This window comes from Mangrovibacillus cuniculi (assembly GCF_015482585.1).
Taxonomy (GTDB): domain Bacteria; phylum Bacillota; class Bacilli; order Bacillales; family R1DC41; genus Mangrovibacillus; species Mangrovibacillus cuniculi.
The window spans coordinates 2,236,727-2,257,235 of sequence record NZ_CP049742.1; the positions used below are offsets into that span (position 1 = coordinate 2,236,727).

General features: G+C 36.5%; 12 protein-coding genes. 7 read left to right on the forward strand and 5 right to left on the reverse strand.

All coding sequences use genetic code 11. The features are described 5' to 3' along the window. Positions 1 to 220: 220 nt before the first annotated feature. The 4 genes from csaB to G8O30_RS11520 all read right to left on the reverse strand — a co-directional run bounded on the left by csaB (position 221) and on the right by G8O30_RS11520 (position 7,477). A complete protein-coding gene (gene csaB, locus G8O30_RS11505) occupies positions 221 to 1,282 on the reverse strand; it encodes a polysaccharide pyruvyl transferase CsaB (RefSeq protein WP_239672197.1) in 1,062 nt (353 codons plus the stop codon). Then, complete coding sequence (locus G8O30_RS11510) at positions 1,279 to 4,707, reverse strand: DUF5693 family protein (protein ID WP_239672198.1); 3,429 nt, start codon at positions 4,705 to 4,707, stop codon at positions 1,279 to 1,281. Before G8O30_RS11510 ends, csaB begins: the two co-directional genes overlap by 4 nt. Next, positions 4,707 to 5,435, reverse strand: a complete 729-nt coding sequence (locus G8O30_RS11515; protein ID WP_239672199.1) for a WecB/TagA/CpsF family glycosyltransferase — start codon at positions 5,433 to 5,435, stop codon at positions 4,707 to 4,709. Before G8O30_RS11515 ends, G8O30_RS11510 begins: the two co-directional genes overlap by 1 nt. Positions 5,436 to 5,536: 101 nt before the next feature. After that, complete coding sequence (locus tag G8O30_RS11520; RefSeq protein WP_239672200.1) at positions 5,537 to 7,477, reverse strand: S-layer homology domain-containing protein; 1,941 nt, start codon at positions 7,475 to 7,477, stop codon at positions 5,537 to 5,539. Positions 7,478 to 7,654: 177 nt separating this feature from the next. Here G8O30_RS11520 and secA2 point away from each other — a divergent pair, with 177 nt between their 5' ends. The 6 genes from secA2 to G8O30_RS11550 all read left to right on the forward strand — a co-directional run bounded on the left by secA2 (position 7,655) and on the right by G8O30_RS11550 (position 17,193). Further along, positions 7,655 to 10,018, forward strand: coding sequence for an accessory Sec system translocase SecA2 (gene secA2, locus G8O30_RS11525; RefSeq protein ID WP_239672201.1), 2,364 nt, complete (start codon positions 7,655 to 7,657; stop codon positions 10,016 to 10,018). 18 nt (positions 10,019 to 10,036) lie between these two features. Next, on the forward strand, positions 10,037 to 10,933 hold the full coding sequence (locus tag G8O30_RS11530; RefSeq protein WP_239672202.1) for an accessory Sec system S-layer assembly protein: 897 nt from the start codon (positions 10,037 to 10,039) through the stop codon (positions 10,931 to 10,933). Between the two features lie 356 nt (positions 10,934 to 11,289). Next, entirely contained in the window at positions 11,290 to 13,470 is a 2,181-nt protein-coding gene (locus tag G8O30_RS11535) for a 5'-nucleotidase C-terminal domain-containing protein (protein ID WP_239672203.1), read from the forward strand. Positions 13,471 to 13,566: 96 nt separating this feature from the next. Further along, a complete protein-coding gene (locus G8O30_RS11540) occupies positions 13,567 to 14,715 on the forward strand; it encodes an acyltransferase (RefSeq protein ID WP_239672204.1) in 1,149 nt (382 codons plus the stop codon). 137 nt (positions 14,716 to 14,852) lie between these two features. Beyond that, positions 14,853 to 15,989: a phosphodiester glycosidase family protein gene (locus tag G8O30_RS11545; protein WP_239672205.1), complete on the forward strand. Its 1,137-nt coding sequence runs from the start codon at positions 14,853 to 14,855 to the stop codon at positions 15,987 to 15,989. A gap of 133 nt (positions 15,990 to 16,122) precedes the next feature. Further along, on the forward strand, positions 16,123 to 17,193 hold the full coding sequence (locus tag G8O30_RS11550; RefSeq protein WP_239672206.1) for an S-layer homology domain-containing protein: 1,071 nt from the start codon (positions 16,123 to 16,125) through the stop codon (positions 17,191 to 17,193). A gap of 56 nt (positions 17,194 to 17,249) precedes the next feature. Here the strand turns inward: G8O30_RS11550 and G8O30_RS11555 are convergent, their stop codons facing one another. Beyond that, complete coding sequence (locus G8O30_RS11555; protein ID WP_239672207.1) at positions 17,250 to 19,217, reverse strand: stalk domain-containing protein; 1,968 nt, start codon at positions 19,215 to 19,217, stop codon at positions 17,250 to 17,252. Between the two features lie 153 nt (positions 19,218 to 19,370). Here G8O30_RS11555 and G8O30_RS11560 point away from each other — a divergent pair, with 153 nt between their 5' ends. Further along, positions 19,371 to 20,495, forward strand: a complete 1,125-nt coding sequence (locus G8O30_RS11560; protein ID WP_239672208.1) for a phosphodiester glycosidase family protein — start codon at positions 19,371 to 19,373, stop codon at positions 20,493 to 20,495. The last annotated feature ends 14 nt before the right edge of the window (positions 20,496 to 20,509 follow it).

The window sequence follows — 20,509 nt, forward strand, 5'->3', positions numbered from 1 at the left end:
ACTCATGGTGGATTATATCATAACTCTATGAAACAAGCATGATAAATTTAGCGGAGATTGTCTTTTTATCCACATTTGTTTAGACGAAACTATAGTAAACAGGTTACACCCTATGACAAAATCTTTCATTTACTATTAAATTTTAGCGAAAAACATTTAAGTTATTCAATAAATCATATACAAAAACCTCGACAAGTATATGCCAAGGTTAATTGTATGATTACTTATTAAAATATTCTAAAGCCAATTTAGCCGTATGTTGTGCGCTCCAGATCTGCTCATCAATGTTTGAAGCTAAGAATTGTTTAGAAGAAGTTAAGTCAGCAAATAACTTTTCGACTTCTTCCACTATTATTCTGTCGTTCCAATCAGGTTGGTGAACATCAATTGCTACCGCATACCCCGAAATCCTAGCGAAAGAATCAATCTTTGGATCATATGAAACCGGAACATATGGAGTATTAGTTACTGCCGCAAAAATTAATGCGTGTAGTCTCATACCTAATAATACATCAGACACTCCAATGCGTTTTATTTTTCCTTCAATGCTTAAATCAGCTGGCGCTATAGTAGCTTTTTGTTCCATTAGATCCATTACAAATCGAGATGTAGCAGCGTCATGCTCACCATGCATAGGAATAAAATCTATTTCATACCCTTTATTCGCTAAAGAGTCCAACCCTTTCGCAATATGCTCAAGAAATGGTATATCTGTTTTCCAATCTCGAACAGATACAGATATCTTCTTTCTATTCTCTACATCATCTTCTGCAATTTCCCCAATTTCAATTCCTAGTACAGGGTCTGGAACCAATTTAATTTCCTGTGTTAATCCAATCTCTTCTAAAAGTTGCTTGGATTCTTGATCACGAACAGTCAACAATGTATTTTTAAGCGCAGCTTTCGTCAAAAATCTACCTACACGCTTTTCAATCGGTCCCATACCTTGTGCATAGATAAAAGTAGGAACTTTAAGTCGCTTAGCGATTTGGATAATTGTTGTATAGTATGGAATTGTTCTCCCACTTGTTTTATCTTGTAGCAAGCTTCCTCCACCGCTTATAAACCCATCAGCAACAGACAAAGCTTGATAAATATCCTTTAGTTTCCAACGATTAACCGCTTGAACATCATAGGACTTCGCGGTACTCTCAGGGTTGTTACTTAGGACAGTTACTGAAATAGATGGATCTTGCTTTCGCAAAGCTTGGATAATGGAAAAAAGAATTGCTTCATCTCCTACATTATCGTATCCATAGTATCCTGATATAACTACTCTCATTTACTCCACCTCGGTTTAATCTTACTTTCATAAAGTTTCTTACCTTGTTCAAATAAGAAAATTAACACAAGACCTAATATAAAACCTATTAAGATGCTGTGAATGCTACGTAATATAGAAACATGGAGTGGAATATGGAAATGTGTAAATGTATTTACCATAGACATGACACCTATAGCTGATGGAATCATTAGATATTTAGATACCAACTTGGAATACTTTGTCATATAAATTGCAAATACCAACATAGGGAAACCTATTAAAAATTCTTTTGTTCTAGGACGTGCGTATAACAGCTCTTCTAGTTTTTGACGTATAATTAACTCAATGTTAGATACACTACCAGAATTACCTGAACGCGAAATGTAGTATGCAACAATAATTAAAACAATACCCATGATGATAGCATCACGATACTTTATAGCCGTATTAAGTATTTTCATGATATGACCATAAAGCGCATAGATAAAGGCAAACGCAATTGGTGCAATATAAAGAACTTTTACTCCTTTAAATTCTTCTAATTTCAAGAAGAATTCTTGGCCGTTAAAAACTGAAACCATTACAGCTATTCCAACAGAAGTAATTAGTATTACCTCAAAATATTTTAATACTAAACCTTTACTATTTTTAATTCCATTAATTGGATATAAAGCTGATATAGGTGTTAAAATTGCTAAACCTAAAATCAATGCTTGAAGCAGTATAATTTGATTTGTAACTAAATAACCTAATCCAGCTAACATCACGCCTACAGTGCCAAGAATCGTTAGCCACCTTTGCGAGAAAACCTTTTGTAATGCAAAAGTAGTAAATAATACCGCTCCGATAAGTCCCAAGTAAATGGTCCATTTAGAAACATCTGTATACTGTTTAGGTGAACCATCTTGATAAAAGACTGGCATATTGGCTTGTACTTGATTCATAAAATTTACTGTTTGAGGTATTGACTCTTCTACCGGCAAAGCTGGCGGACGAACAAATACAGAGCGAATATTACGCTCCTTTACTGCTCTTACAGCTTTATCAACAGAAACATGAACGTCTTCCGCATTACTTAGTGATAAGCTAATAAGTCGTACTACTTGATTATCCATTTTGCTTGTTAAAGACTTAAAACCTTTTTCTTTTGAAGATTCAATGTCATAAACATTTGTATTTGATTCACTCCAATACTCAGCTATCTTATTTTGAGTTATTGGATCAGCAAAACCTAGTACAGATTGACCAGCGAACAATACGTTGGCATCAGTAGAATATTTTTTTAACTGATTAAACAAAATAGGGTTTTTATCGACTTCAAAGTCTTTTATTCTTGGAATAAGCGTCAACCCATTCTCTTTAATGGTTTCAATTTTCTTTTCATCATAGACAATAGGAAAATGGTCTACACGATAACTTTCTCTTTCTATAAAGTAGAAGATCAAATTATCTACCGTAATTTCCTCCGCTTCAAAAACTTCTTTTATCTGATCCGTAACATTGTTTTGATTGTGAATAAATACTAAAATTCCTCCACTAGCTGATCTTTCAGAAAGTTTAGTGAACTGAGGGTTTAACAGCGAATACCTATTTAAGTCTTCTGTTGAAAAAACTGTTAAATTCCCTTCTTTTTCTTGTGTATTTAACGTTTCTGGCTCTAAACTTATAGAATCTAGACCCGCCACTCTTAGCTCTGTTAAAATAGTTTCTATCGGCCAATCTTCATTTTCTTTACTTAATTCATCTAATACATCGTAAGGCATGACCATTTCATACTGATCATTTGCCCACTCAATTTGATGGCGTTGAATTATTCCTGGGAATGCTAGAAGGAAAGTCAGGACTAACAACAACCACGGAGTAAACTTCTTCACTTTATTTCCTCCAGACTTTGATTTAGGTAAAAACTTCTGAATACGTGGGTTCTTCAGCAACTCTAACACGTATGGATCATGTCCAATTATTAATACTGAAAAATATAATAATGCTCCAAGCATGGTTAACGCACTTGCGGCCGCTAAAGTAATGAATCGACTATCGAACTCCCACCCAATTACGTTTACTATTAGATATAAAATCGTCCCCATAAAAGCAGAACCAACAACACTTAACATCAATGATTTGGATCCGAGTTGGAAAGCAATACTTTTTCTGATTTCCACCATATTTAATATCCATAAAAATGTATAAACAAGTAATGTGGAATAAGCCGCTCCCATTAAACTAAATTTGTTAATCAAGAATATGTTTAGTATTACCTTCATAAAAACAGCCACAATTACATACAATGCCGCTTTTCTAGGCTTATTTAAACTTTGAAGTACACCTGTACTTAAGACAGCAAGCGCCGTAACGATGGAGCTAATATTTAAAACTGCTAACACATCGCTTCCCTCAGCATTTGTAAACAACGCGATGTTTACACCTACTGTTAGAACAAATAGTCCAGCTCCAATTGGCCAAGATAAGATATGTGTATAAGCAAATATTTTCTCTAGCGTTTGCTTAACTTTTGTTTCTTCTCCCTTAGCACGTAATTTAGAAACTAGCGGAATAAGTGATAACACTACTGCCGTAGAAAAAACAGTCGCAATTTGGACTAACGCTAGTCCTCTTCCAAAAATACCATACTGATATGCTACTTCATTATCAGACAAACCTGTTGCCCCTAAACTTCTTGGAACCGTAAGAGAATCCACTACGTTGAACAATGCCATCGTAATTGCTCCTACAGAAATCGGTAGGGAGATTAACAGGATCTTTTTAGCAGTCGGCCAAAATGTTTCTGGTTTATTTTGTTGAGTAAGCTTCACTTTTGGCCTTTTACGGTACATAACTAACAAGTAACCTAATGAGGCTAAAGCTCCTACAATAGAAGCTGCCATTACCCCACCAGCAACTACTTCATTTGAATAGCCAGCTGATACAAACCACCAAGCAATGGCTAATATGAAGAAAACTCGTACAAATTGCTCAAGAATTTGTGAAACACCTGTATGTGTCATATTTTCGTGACCTTGGAAGTAACCACGATAGACTGCCATATAAGGAGCGATCAATAAGGTAAAGGATACAAAAATGATGGCATAGTACGTTGAGCTACCTAAATACCCCGTTAATGGTCGTGCACCGAAAAACACTATGGCAAAAGCTATAACTCCAAAGACAATAGCCAACCTACTTGCTGTTGACTTTAGATGTTGGACATATGCGAAATCATTCCTGGCTCTCGCTTCTGATATAAGTTTAGAAATCGCTACTGGAATACCAGCAACTGATAGCGTTAAAGCCACCATATAAATAGGATAAACAATGCTGAAAATCCCCAAGACTTCGTCACCAGCTATATTCTGTAAAGGAACTCTAAAAAAGCTTCCTAGTATCTTGGAAAGAAGTGTAGCCATAGTTAATATTAGTGTTCCTTTTAAAAAAGACTGTGCCATTATTTTCGTTTCGCCTTTTCATTTAGAACTGCTACTAAGAATTTCGGAAGTGACAATGACCTCTTTAGCCTAGATGGTTGTTTCGCTATTCGGTAAGCCCATTCTAAATTAAGCTTTACCCAAAAATCTGGTGCTCGTTTGACAGTTCCAGCTATAACATCAAAACTTCCGCCTACTCCCATAAATACACCCTTTTCAAAGTGCGGCAAGTTAGAAGAAATCCATTTTTCTTGACGAGGTACTCCTAACGCTACAAAGATGTAATCAGGTTGTTTTACCTTTATATCGTCTGCAATCTCTGAAGAATCCCAGTCAAAGAACCCATGATGATAGCCAGCTACTGTAACGTCATGATAATCTCTTCTTATATTAGTGACAGTAAGCTCAATCGTTTCTGGAGATGCTCCAAGTAGGTAGATGGATTGCTTTCTCTCATTAGCTTTTTTTAAGATTGCCACCATAGAATCATATCCAGTTACACGCTCAGGTAATGGATCTCCCAAAATCTGTGCTCCTTTTACTACACCAATTCCGTCTGGAGTAATATAAGTCGCTTTTTGTAAATAACCATTAAATTCTTGATCTTCTTTTGCTTTCATAACCACTTCTGGGTTCGCGGTAACAACAAACGTCTTTTCTTGTCTTTCTGCTCTTTCGACAAGAAGATCGACAAAGTCTTTTTGTGTTGTATATATAAAAGGAATCCCTAAAACATCGACAGTTCTCATAATAAAACTCCTAACTAGGCAAATTGGTTGCATTTTTACTTCCTTATAGTAACACAAAAGAGGAACTCGCTAGTAGCAAGTTCCTCTTTTTTCGACAATGTTTATTTTGCTACAGGAATTTCTAACACATATTGACCAAACGAACCGTTTCCATATACATAGCCATCTCTGTTTGTTTTCAAGTCAGAAACAACATTATACCAAAGTGCACCGTCTTTTGTTGCTTGTGCTTTGTAAATCATTGGTGTGCCTATTAACTGCATCTGGTAAAGTGTATCTGTATTCGTTGTTCCATAATTATTTCGTACTCTCAACCCACTTTCATTAGAAAGTAATAATTTGTACTTTCCAATATCTTTCTTACCTAACAAGACATCTGCACGGTACATGTGAGCACTAATTTTCTCTCCCCAGAATGGGTCTGAAGCGTATTTCATGTTCATACCTATCTGTTTGTTACCCAGCACAGAGCCATGATAATATATACCCTTAGCATCATGATATCTTGCACTAACACTGTTAGCTGTATATTCTATAGATTCTTTAAACGATGGAAATGAGAATGCATCCTCATATGCTGATCCATCTCTTGCGTTTGAACCAAATAAATTTTTCTTTTCAGTAGCTATTTGACTTGTTCCCCACTCACTTTCGTGGATAGCATGGGCCATTAAATATAGAGCATTAATTTCATATTTATTTTCTACATCTTTTAAATATTTACCAATTCCTACCAACGGACTAATTTCATATCTTGCTTTAAATGCTTCTGGATAAGCAACTCTTAAGTAAGTATCAAGCTCTTCAGCAGTATATGCAGATTTAGTGTGTAGTGGTAAATGCTGGAAATATTGGTACTCACGACCTACAAGTATACCTGTGGTTGAGTAATAATTCACTGTGTCCCAACTATAATACTTTTCATTCTCTTTTAAAAATGCTGGTGCTTTGCCTATTGTACTAGTAGAACCGTACTTTTGTGTTAAATGATTAAAGATAAGGTGAACCAAGTTCCCATTCCTATTTTCATAATAAGACCTATTTTTAATTAGTTCAAAAGGTAATAAATTCACATAACGTATATCTACATACCCCACCGTAGTACCAATTGACACTTTCACTACATTTTCCGTAGCTGCTAAATACTTCATCTCTATCCCAGCTTCTATATATGTAATGCTTGTTCCGCTTAAATTTTCAGTTGGATAGATTACGGCTAGACCAATTCCATTCGGTATCGCAAAACCAGACTTCATATAAACAATTCTGTTATTTTGCATAATAACCTGGTTATCCACTGCACTTCGTTGAGCATCATTGAAATTTGTAAATTCACGAAGAACATATGGGTTTCCGTCTTCGTCTAGAACGGCAACTTTATACTCTAAACCCTTCAAAGGAGACAATAAAGAAATAGAACGACTTAATACAGCTGCTGTCTCTCCTCTAGTCGTAGGAGCTTTTGGAACAAATTTGTTACCACTTTTCCCACTCATTACACCTAAATAAACTAATCTTTTAACAGAATCCAGTGCCCACTTGCCAATTAAGTGGTCATCAGTGAAAATTGTTTCTGAAGGACGGGATAAAACTCCTCTAGTATTAAGGGTATTGATAACCATCGCAGCCATTTCTTCCCTAGTAATAACATTATTCGGCTTAAACACCCCTCCATCATAACCATTGACAATTCCTAAGCTCGATGCTTTTTCTACCGATGAATAATACCACTTATCAGAGGTGACATCGTTATATCGACTTTCTTTCACTTCGGCAATAGAAACTCCAGGAAACTCTGCAGATTTTACAGAATATAAATCTAGTACTCTAATGATGAACGATGCAAATTCTGCACGGGTGACATTATTATTAGGACGGTATGTACCATCTTCATATCCTGTCATAATATCTTTTACAATTAATTCACGGAGTTGAGTTTCAAAATAATGACCTTCTATGTCTGCACTATTTGCAGATACATTTGTTGAAAAGACTGAGGACAAAAGAAGCAAGGACAATATTAAGCTAAATAGTCGTTTCATTAATTCAGTTTCTCCTTTACCATTAATATCTATAACTCTACCATTTTTCGACACTTCCTTCTATAATTTTTTCCACTAAGGACGATAGTTGGTAGATTTATTACCAATATAAACCATTTAGGACAAAAATAGATAATATGATATACTAGGCACAACATGATTTAAGGAGAGAATTTCATGATAGAAATGCTGAAAAAAGTGCTCCCTTCATCTGATCAACGTACACTAAAACGCTATTCCAAATTAGTAGAAGAGATTAATGCAAAAGAGTCTTATTTTACTAGTTTGACTGATGAAGAACTGCGAGCTAAAACGTCTGAATATAAAGATTTATTAAAAGATACATCTATTAATAATATACGTGTCGATGCTTTCGCTACTGTTCGAGAGGCTGCAAAACGTGTCTTAGGAATGAGACATTATGATGTACAGCTAATTGGTGGACTAGCATTACTTGAAGGAAACATTGCTGAGATGGCGACTGGGGAAGGAAAAACACTTGTAGCTTCCTTACCAAGTTACGTTCGTGCATTAGAAGGCAAGGGAGTTCACGTTATAACGGTAAACGAATACTTGGCTAAGCGTGACTTTGAGATGATTGGTCAAATTCATCGTTTTCTAGGGCTTGAAGTTGGTCTAAATGTTTCAATGATGCAACCGCATGAAAAATTACAAGCGTATCAAGCTGACATTACATACGGAGTTGGTACTGAGTTTGGTTTCGACTTCCTTCGTGACCACATGGTGAAAGGGGAATCTGAACAAGTTCAGCGCCCTCATTACTATGCCATTATTGATGAAGTAGATAGTGTGTTAGTTGATGAAGCTAAGACGCCATTAATTATTGCTGGTAAAATGAGCTTGAACCCTGGATTGTCCAACATTTGTGCATCAGTTATTAAACAATTTAAGGATGATGTAGATTATTTACATGATCCAGAGACGAAAACTGTCCATTTTACAGACGATGGAATCAGTAAAATTGAAGCTATATTCTCTGTAGATAACTTATACGATTTAGAACATCAAACTCTTTTCCATTATATGAATCAAGCATTAAAAGCGATGGTTCTTTTCCATAGAGATGTAGATTATATTGTGAAAGAAGGAAAAGTGGGACTAGTAGACATGTTTACTGGCCGTATCATGGAAGGTCGCAGCTTGAGTGATGGTTTGCACCAAGCAATTGAAGCAAAAGAAGGCCTTGAGTTGACTGACGAAAATAAACAACAAGCTTCTGTAACTGTCCAAAACTACTTCCGTAAATACGAATTACTTTCTGGAATGACTGGTACAGCGAAAACAGAAGAAAAAGAGTTCAATCAAGTTTACGGAATGCAGGTGGTACAAATCCCACCGAACAAACCAAGAAAACGTGTGGACCAGACGGATGTCGTTTACGATACAATTGAAGAAAAATACCTTGCTGTAGCAAAGGAAGTTGCTTCTCGCCATGCTCTTGGTCAACCAGTTTTAGTAGGAACTACTTCTATTTTACAGTCAGAAGAAGTAGCAAGATTCTTACGTAAAGAAGGAATTACTTTCGAACTGTTGAATGCGAAGAGCGTAGAAAATGAAGTTCGGTTAATTTCTTTAGCTGGTCAAAAAGGACAAGTAACAATTGCAACCAATATGGCTGGGCGTGGTACGGATATCATGCTTGGCGAGGGAGTTTCAGATCTTGGTGGTCTACATGTTATTGGTACAGAGCGCCATGAAAGTCGCCGTATCGATAATCAGTTAAAAGGACGCTCTGGTCGTCAAGGAGATCCAGGTTCGACACAATTCTTCCTTTCTTTAGACGATGATATTATGAAACGTTTTGGTTTAGACGACCGTGAAAAGCTTCGTAAATCTATGAAAAAAGATGCTAACGGAAAAGTGGAGTCGAAGAATGTCCTGGATATTTTTGATCGAGTGCAACGTATCTGCGAAGGAAGTAACTACTCTATTCGTGAGTATACGTTGAAGCTAGATGATGTAGTGGATGAGCAACGGAAAGTAATGTACTCTATTCGTGATCGATTACTTTATGAAGACCAGGTAATGGAAGTAATTAAGCAACTTACTCGTGATATTGGTGGCCATTACTTAGATACTCTTGGTGAAATAGAAGATTGGGAAGACGTACCTGTGGAGCAAATCTTGACTAAGGTAAATCGCGTGTTGCTATCCCCAATTACAGATGAAGAAGTTGTAACAGTTTCTTCTATTAAAGAGTTTGAAGGAATGATCCAAACTAAATTTGACGAGATGACTACTCGATTAGTAGAACTTTCTCAATCCAATGGTGATTGGTTACAAGCAGTACGCATCCAGATGATTAGCATTTTTGATCGTCAATGGGTTACTCACTTAGAAAGAATGAATCGACTAAAAGAAGGAATTGGGTTAAGAAGTTATGGACAAGAAGACCCTATTCGCATGTATCAGAAGGAAGGTTTAGAAATTTTCACAGACACTTTCTTAAACTTTAAACAAGAAGCACTAATGCTAACACACATTGCACTTCAATCTTTTGAAGAAGCAAAATCTGAATAAATTTAAAGGAGAGATTCGATGGCTTTCTTTACTCGTAAGAAAAAACAAGCACAAGATACAACTGTAGAAGCAAACGAATTACTATCTCATGAAATTGATCGCTCAGATTCAGAAGATACGGTTAAACCGGAACTCTCCATTCACCCTGAGTGGAAAATTCCAACAGAGCAAATGTATGTTTATCGTTTTTTAAATAACCAGTGTCCTCCATTAAAAGCTAACCAACTTTCTTTATCAGGTATCGAATGGAATTGGAACGAACGTGGTCAATTAGTTGTCACAGGCTTTATTCGTAACACTATCAATAAACCTATTGCTTTTCCTAACCTAGTAATCTTGTTGCTATCAGAGAACGACGAGTTACTTGCACGCCAAGAATTCGATATGCGTCCACTTGGGGAAGTTCCTGCGGTTAGCAGTCGCCCTTGGAACTTTGCTTTTAATCGTGAGAATGTTAATACGATGGAGCTACCGAAAGAAAACTGGAAACTAGCATTCGAACTGAAGCGAAAACATCAGTTAGAACTAGATGAGTCTTGGGAGAAAGCTTTACCAGAAGAGAACTTAGCTCAACTTCGTGATGCTTTTGAGAAAATGGATCCGCCTAAGCCGGGTGAAATTAACTTCATGGGACTTCAGGCACAATTTACGCAAGATGAAGATTTAGCTATTTCTGTTTTAATCCGTAATGGCACACAGAAAAATATTAAATTAGAAAAACTTCCATTAGTAGTAGAAGATTCAGCTGGTGATGTAGTAGCAGAGGGTGGATTTAAGCTTGAAAACCTTGAAATCAGTGCAAATACAAGTAAACCTTGGACTTTTGTATTCCCGCAAGCAATAATTCAGAAGCCAGATGCAGATCTGACTCGTTGGAAGTGCTATCCTAAGCAAGCTAAGGAATCACAGGATTAAGTTTATATGTTTGTTGCGCCAAGAGATGCTGATCTCTTGGCTTTTTGTGTAGATAGGATGAGAATCTAGCTCTTCTTCTTTACCTCCGGGCTATGACAAGCTCTCTCTCCTACCTAATCTCCTCTTCTTCTTTTCCTCCAGGCAATGACAGTTGGATTTACAATAACATTTACAAACTACCATTTCGAAAGCAGCAGATAAACATTTAACACAACTATCCCATTACAAAATTTACAACACCTTCACAATTCGACGAAATTCTTTACAAAATTTCGACAATAGATATATACAAGCTACAAAGAAGATTGGTAGACTAAGAGTGTTGAAAAAATTGGACGACAAAAGGAGACTGTAAAATGCTAAACAAAACGAAAAAGATTGCTAGCATTACTTTGGCATCTGCACTAACAATTAGTGGAATTGCACTACCTACTTTCTCATCTCCTGCTAATGCAGCGGAGGAAAACATTAAAGTTCAACTTCTTAGCGTAAATGACTTACATGGAAATGTAGACTATCGTTCTACTGCTGATTTAGATGGTGACGGTGAGCGTGAAGCGGCTATCGCTGGTATGAGCTACCTCGCAGCTCACTGGAAACAAAGAGAAGCAGAGAACACAAACACAATAAAGCTTCATGCTGGAGATATGATTGGTGGATCTCCTCTAATCGTTTCCTCCTTACAAGATGAACCTGTTATCGAAATGATGGAAGCTCTTGGAATGGACGTTGGAGTTGCGGGTAACCATGAATTTGACGAAGGTATTGAAGAGTTAAAGCGTATGATTAATGGCGGAGAGCACCCACAAGGTAAAGGAACACCAGGTTATGATGGTCAAAACTTCCCTCTTCTTGGTGCAAACGTTTATGATAAATCTACTGATGAACTAGTTCTTGACCCTTATCATATTGAAGAAGTAGAGGGCCAGAAGATTGGGTTTATCGGTGTTGTTACTACTGCAACTCCAAACATGGTTATTAAAACTGGAAACGAAAACTTAGATGTTCGTGATGAAGTTGAAGCAATCAACAAATATACTGCAGAACTGAAAGATCAAGGGGTTCGTGCCATCGTCGTACTTGCTCACAATCCTGCTGAACAAAACATGGAAACTGGTGAAATAACTGGTGAAGTAGCTGACTTTGCTAATGAAGTAGACGACGAAGTAGATATTTTCTTCGCTGGTCACAACCATAAAATTGTAAATGGTGAAGTAGATGGAAAATTAATCGTGCAAGCATTCGAATATTCTAAAATGTTCGCAGATGTAGACATCGAGATTGATCCTTCTACTGGCGATATTGTTAAGAAGGAAGCACAAATAGTTTACAACACTCGTGATATTGGTGAAGATCCTGAGGTTGGATCTATTTTGAAGGGTTACAAAGATCGCGTTGCAGAAATTGAAGCTGAAGTTGTTGGAGAGAATGCTTCAGACTATCCCGCGCTTCGTTACCCTAAAGTTGGCGTTGTATCTGACCACCCAGTTGGAAACTTAATTGCAGATGCACAGCGCATTATGACTGGTGCAGATATTGCGTTAATGAACGGAGGAGGAATCCGTGACGGTCTTAATGCTGGAGAAATTACTGTAGGGGAAATTTACTCTATTCAACCTTTCGCTAATGAAATGCGTACTATTGAAATTTCTGGTGCTTCTCTACGTGAGATCATGAATAACCAAATTTCATCTTATGGATTAGACTATTCTATTTCTGGTTTCCGTTATACGTATACGTACGATGAAGTTAATAAAACTGGTGAGATTGTAGATCTTTTGCTTCCAACCGGACAACCTTTAGATGAAACAAAGACGTATACTGTAGCAATGAATAACTACATGTTAGGTGCAGATATTTCAGAAGAAATGTTACTGAGCGAGCCTGTAGTTGGTGCAATTGATGCAACTGTACTAATGGATTATATTAAAAAACAAGAAGGACCAATTAACGCGAAAGCTGAAGGTCGTATTACTCGCGTTAAAGATTCTTCCTTCACTGATGTAGCAAAAACTAGCTGGTTTAATCCTTATGTATGGTACCTAAATGAGAAGGAAATCGTTGCTGGTACATCTGCAACAACTTATTCTCCTAATCAAAAAGTAACTCGTGAGCAATTCGCTTCTCTAGTTACGCGCTCTTTAGGACTAGAAGAAACTGCTGAGCTTCCTTTCACTGACTTATCAGGTGTTTCAGAAACAATGAAATCGGAGCTTGCTGCTGCGTACAAAGCCGGTATTGTAGCCGGAAAGACTACTACTACTTTTGCACCAAAAGCAGAAATTACTCGTGCTGAAATGGTAACGATGTTAATGCGTGCTTATGAAGTCAAGACTGGTGCTGCTTATGAAGGTTCTGCAGATATGATGTTTGATGACATTGTTTCCCTAAATACAGAAATGAAAGCTGCGGTAGAAGCTGCTGCTGATCTAGGATATGTAGTTGGTAATGGTACATCTTTCCGTCCAGCTGACTCTTCTACTCGTGCAGAAGCAGCTCGCGTTCTAGCTATGTTCCTACATTCTCAAGAGCAATAATATAGAACTAATGACCCTTTTTGGCGAATTGCCAAGGAGGGTTTTTTGTTTTTAAAACGGTCTGTGCTATACTCTTCCTCAGTAAGGAGGATTATTATGCAGCAAAAACGTCAAAGTTTAGATCCAGTGCAGCTTGCGAGAGCATTCGCTATGATTGCTGTCTTATTGGTACATTCATCGTCCACTGGAGCTACTAGTCTTACACCTGATTCCATCCTATTACCAATCTATACATTCTTCGGTTCTGCTGGAAAACTCGGTACACCTACCTTCATTATGTTAAGTGCATTTGTTTTGTTTTATAATTATTATCCAAGACCACTAGACCGACAGTTAATAGCAAGATTTTATTCAAAACGACTACTATATATCTTGTTACCATATGTGGTGTTTTCCACTTTTTACTTCGTACTGAATAATCGTTTATTTTCGACTAGCCTAATCGATCAAATGTTAGTGAACGATTATGTAAATGATTTATTGTACGGAAAAGCACATCCACACTTATATTTCGTATTTATTAGTGTTCAACTTTACTTGCTATTTCCTTTTATCATGTTAGCAATAAAAAAATACTCCTACCTCCGAAAAAACGCTTGGTGGATAGGAATTATACTACAGTGGATTTGGGTTATTGCTAATAAGAATTACTTTCAAATTGAAATGAAAGGCTCCATTTCTCTTTCCTATTTTTCTTACTACTTCGTTGGGGCTTACTTAGGAATCTATTATGAAGACATTCTCCGTCAATTTAAAGATGATAAAAAAAGACAAACATATGTCACCTCTCTTCTAACAGCAGTCTTTGCATTTATGGCTTTGTATGTAGGATATATGTATATGATTAGTTTAGGGCTTGAGGGAGAAATAATTGAGGCCGTTCCATCTATTGTTTATTCTTACTTATATGAATTCTCTTGGGCAAACTACACTTTGTTAGCAGGATTAACACTATTCTTACTAGCACATTGGTTAAACAATAAATTTACAATCAAGACAAAAAGATTCTTTATGGAGTTAGGCGCAACTTCTTTTGGCATCTACTTAATTCACCCTGCCTTACTGTTAGTTATGCGAACGTATTTACCAGATACTACACCATTAATATTTAATATTTGGCAGGTAATCACTTTCTTGGTAGTAGGATTTGGAAGCTGGATCATTGTTAGAGTGATATATTTCATAACTCCTTATTATTGGGTACTATTCGGAAAAATGTCTGGACCAAAATATAATAAAAGGTAAAAGCAAACCCTCAAATGAACCTATTTGAGGGTTTGTTATGTTTTGTGACTTTCGCCTTAATTATACAATTATCTCCAAATTATTCTATTATTCTAGTATACTAGAAAATGAGAGTAAAAACGTCGGAGGGATTTATAATGAAAAAATTTTTCTCGAGCATGATTGCTGCCTTTTTGTTAGCTGTTCTTGTTCCAAGTATAACAACACATGCCACTTCGTATTTTGGTTATCTTGAAAAGTCGGTTAATCGTTCTTATGTTCCTTTACGATATATTAGTGAAGAGCTAGGGTATGGAGTTCAATGGAACAGTGCAGAGCAAAGCGTTCTTATTACATCCCCTTCTTCTTCAATTAAACTATATGTAGGAAAAGACCAAGCTTTAGCGAATAATAACCTAATTACTATTGATGCTCCACCAACGTTATATAATGGGATTACCTATGTACCAATTCGCGTTATTAGTGAAACAATGTCTATTCCAATTCAATGGATACAAGAATCTTCAGAGATACATATTACGACAACCAATGGAAAACTAATTCTGCTTGTACGTGATAAGTCGTATGCTACTAGACCTTCTTTAAAACATACAACACAAGTGTATACAGTTTTTGACAAGAAAGTGCAAGCTGAGGTAGTGGCGGTAGACTTATTAAATCCTAATTTAAAAGTTAAAACTGCTTGGGCAAAAAACCAAAAAGGAACAGTGGATTCTGTAGCTAATATAGCAAAACAACAGAATGCTACTGTTGCTATAAACGCATCCTATTTCGATTCCAATACCTCAAGTTCAACATACGGAATCCCTTATGGAGACGTCATAGTAAATGGAGCACATGACAGCAAAGGCTGGACAGATCAAGCTTCCATTTACTTTGGTTATGATAAATCTTCTAAAATCCTTCCAGGTTCTGAACTACGTTCATTTGTAAAAAGTAATACTTCCCTAGTTGAATCTGCTGTACAAGCTGGACCGAGATTGGTGAATAATGGAATCGTAAATATTAATCCACTTGGAGAAGGATTCTCTGATCCACGTATTTTATCCGCAAATGCGGAAAGAAGTGCTATTGGATTAACCAATGATCACAGATTATTATTAGTAGCTACAACGAATATGACTCTAGGAGAATTAGCTATTCTTATGGAAAAAATCGGTGCGGTAAACGCAATGAATCTAGATGGTGGAGGTTCAAGCGGATTATTTTACAAAGGTTCATATATTGCTAATCCCGGTCGTCTAGTAAGTAATGCTATAGTAGTAACAAATTAATGAATAGGTGTAGGGAATCCTACGCCTTTTTCTATATAATCAAATAAGATAAATTACCATATTTTACACTCTATTGCAAAATGTTCATATCCTCTATAATAACGTTAGATTACGATTTTAGGAGGAACATGCGTTGAAAAAAACGTCTATTATCACTAGCTTCTTAGTTGGAGCAACCATACTTCTTTCCCCATTTCAAGCTAATGCTGCTGAAAAGACTACTTTGCATTATATGCCGGAAGATGTCTATACAGAGAATGGTGAACACTGGGCATATAAACAAATTGATGATTTCGTTAGTGCAGATATTATCGATGGTACTGTTATCTATGAAGATGACTTCCCATATGTGTATGTACGTCCCGATGCTAGTATAACTAGAGCAGAATTTACTAAAATTCTAGTTTATGCTCTTGATTTAAAACAGAACGGAACAGTTACTACTTTCTCTGATGTAAAGAAAAACTCATGGTATGAAAGCTATGTTCATATTGCCTACTCACACGGTATCGTTACTGGTTATGACAATGGTACATTTAAGCCAAACGACAAAATCAATCGTGCAGAAATGGCTTCTATGATTCATCGTGCATTTAAAGACTCTATTACTTTTCCTGCTGCTGGAACAAAAGCGTTCAGTGACGTAACAAAAGAATTCTGGGCATACAATGACATTACAAAAGTAGCTGGAGTAGGGATTATTAATGGTTACAATAACGGTACATTTAAACCGAAACAACCAGCTACTCGTGCAGAAGCAATTACTATGATGCACGGTGGTTTAAACAAGGAAACAAAAAATCTTCCTACTACAGACGCTTTAATTAAAGTAGTTCATGATTATTTTAGTGAATATAATACCGCAATTAATGCTAAAGATTTCACGAGTGCTTACACTGCAGTACAAAAATATAATACAGGTTCTAATTTTTCTTTTGATTTTGAAAACACAGAAATGATTGAGTACTTAGTATCTGACGGAGGAAATTTCTCTGCAAAGATACTTTCAGGACCAACTTCAAAAGTTACGCAACGTTCAGATCGCTTCGCAAAAGTAGAAGTAACTAACTATACTGTACAAGAAACTACTGATGATGGTTATGGTAGTAACTATTCTTTAAAAATGGAGTACGATGGTACTTATTCGTTGAAAAAAATGCCTGATGGTACTTGGAAAATCTACAATTATTACTATAACTTTTAATAAAAAAACGTATTGGCAAAAAAGGCCAATACGTTTTTTTCTATTTGTCTAGTAAACTAAAAAGATAGTGTAATCTCACGCGTAGCAGTTGTAAACACTGTTTTACCATTTAATAAATCAGTAACCGCACGAAGTGGAACTAACGTTGTTCCGTTACGGACAATAGGTGCTTGCTCCATTATCTTACTACTGCCATTTACTGTGGCAGTTTTTTGTCCTAAAGTAATTACGATTTTCTGTCCATTACTGTTAATATCAATTTTCTTCGTTGAAGCGTTGTATTGAACTGTACCACCTATATATTCGGAGATAAATCGTAATGGTACAAACGTACGTGAGTTAGTAAGGAATGGCTCTTCTGTTAATTGAACCACCCCTTTGCTAGTGTAAGCACGAGTTTCTCCTAAACGAAGAACAATCTGCTTTTCTGGTAAAGATTGAATCACAGATCCTTTTTGGAAGGTAGCTGTTTTTCTAGAAGCTTCTCTTCCCTTAGAATCAAATATCACAATCTCTAAGTTATTGTTCCCAGACTTCATACTGCTGTATGGAATTGAAAATTTGTATGGGAAAGAGGTCGCTTGACTCAGTGTTTGACCATTTAACTTATAGATAATCTTACTGATATACGGATCGTATGTTTTAGCATACGTATAACCTGTAATTGACTCACGGATTAAAGAGTCTTTTAAAGGTAAAGCAACTGTTGATTTCGTACTTGTTTTCGCTGCATGTACACCATTCTCAACAACAGAACGATAATGTGGATGAGAGATAATATTTTTATACGTCGATAACATCGTTTGATTTACAGACAGACTAAAGTTATTTAAACGACGATCTTCTGCTACATACGGAGCTGTCAATGTATCTACACTAAACCAGTTGATTGACTTCACTCTTGGATAACGCAGACGGATCCCTTCATAGAATTGAGCCATCTTTGTTTTACCAAACTGAGTCGCGTCTCCAATAGCACTATTCTTATGACTAGCACCAAATTCCGCAATCATCATCGGTTTACGAGAAGAATAACGGTTATATACTTCATCTAAGAAGTCTAAAGGATTTACATGACCTGCAGGCTGACTAGCATTACCGTTAAATACAGGTACAGAGTATAAATTCATACCTACCCAATCTACAGCCGAATCACCAGGATAATAATCATGAATTTTTCCAGCTGGTACACTATTTGGTGCCCAGACCATAGCAACGTTTGGCGCTTCTGCTTTCATTACTTTTGAGACTAATTGGAAAACACGCTTATACTCTGAAGGATTTCCACCCCATTTTACCCAATCACCATTCATTTCAGAAGCAAAACGTAAGAAGATTGGTATTCCAGCTGCATTTGCCGACTTTGCAAATGAACGTAAAGTAGCATCGTCTTTTACAGTAGAGATTGATCCTGTTGGCTGGTATGCAATCTGAACAGCTCCACCTGCTTCTTTTACTTGGTTAACAAATGAAGTAGGGAATGGGTCGCCATGATCATAGTAACGAAAATACATGGCATGTTTTTTATTCGTTACCTGATTAAAGTACGAATACTTTGTTCCTGTTTGACCTTTTAATTCGTCAACTTCTACATAGGCACCAATATAGGTACCTGCTGCAGGTTCATATTTTTGTAGTCCCGTAGTATTAGGAATTAACTGTTGATCAAAATAGACATCCACGTCAGTGTTCAGGGCGTCAGCTTTTGCTTTTGTAGCCAAATACGTATTTGTGTCACCCAACTTTTGATGAATTGCCGCTTCTGCATAGTAAGCATCGGCTGCTTTTTGGAATTGCTCAATTTTTTCATGTGATATTGCAAGATTCCTGTAGGAGCTTGCTTTCGGAGAGATACTTATAGCTGTTTCAAATTGTACGATAGCTTCCGAATATCTCCCAGCATCCATCAGCTCCAAACCTCTTTTTACATATTTCCAGTCACTTGATGCTTCCGTAACATTTGGTAAAAATGCACTGAAAATCAATGACATTGCTAGTATTATGATAGTAAATTTTTGTTTCACACTGCTGCCCCTCTCTCATAGAATTCTTTACCATTATAACCAAATTACTCTTATACTTCCAATGGTTCTTTACTTTACTTGAATAGTAATAAAGTATTATGGAAGAGAACGAATATGTTCCGATATACATTTTGAAGAAAAGGAGGCGTAAATATGAAAAAATTTTTTTCTACCATTTTAGTATCCATAAGCTTTTTCTTTCTTTTCAGCCTAACAACTGAAGCGAAATATGGATTTGTGGAATCAGAATCGTATCGTACTTTTGTTCCTTTACGTTATATTAGTGAGGAAGTTGGAGCAAACGTTAAATGGGATGCTACAGAGAAAAGTATTACAATTAATAACGGTTCTAAATCTTACAAGCTCTACATTGGCTCCAAGTGGATTCGCTCTAACGGGCAGTTAATAAAAGAAATGGATACAATGCCGGTCTTGTATAACGGTTCTTCGTATGTACCTGTGAGAGCCATCTCAGATTTACTAAATTATTCTATAGAGTGGAAACAAGCCACTCAACAGGCCATTATCACCGTATCGTCATCCAAGAAATTAATAATTAACACGTACCCAGAAAGTGTCTTCAAAAGACCGAAATGGCGTTATGATGCAAAAACTATTTCTGTAAGCGGCTCTTCCAAGAAAGTTAACGTTGTAAGTATTAATTTATTAAACCAAGACGTGAATATCCAAGCAGCTTTTGCCAATGGAAAGAAAGGAAGCACCGCTAGCTTGTCCACTGTCGCAGCTCAAAATAATGCAAAAGTAGCTATCAACGCAAACTATTTTGATGCCTATACAAGTTCTTCCTATAAGCAACCTTATAATGGAGTTATTCGTGAAGGTGTTATTTTAAACAACTTTGCTATTGTTGATTTTAGTGTCTTCTATATTACCAAAGATGGAGTTCCAGGGATTTCAGGAGGAAATGAATTCCGTTCTGGACTTGTAGCATCTAATTATAAAACAGCTGTACAAGCAGGACCTAGACTGATAAAGAATGGAAATATCAGCGTAAATCCAGTAGCGGAAGGTTTCTCAAGTCCGAAAATATTAAGTTCTCCTGGTGCAAGAAGTGCAGTTGGCATTACAAAGAGTCAGCAGGTTTTGTTTGTAACTGGAAGTGGTTTGACTATAGATCAATTAGCCAATGTCATGAAACAACTCGGTGCATATCAAGCCATGAATTTAGACGGTGGCGCATCTAGTGGACTCTACTTCCAAGGTAGCTTGATCACTACTCCTGGTCGAGCATTATCCACTGTGTTAACTGTAAAATAAGTAAAAAGGATGTC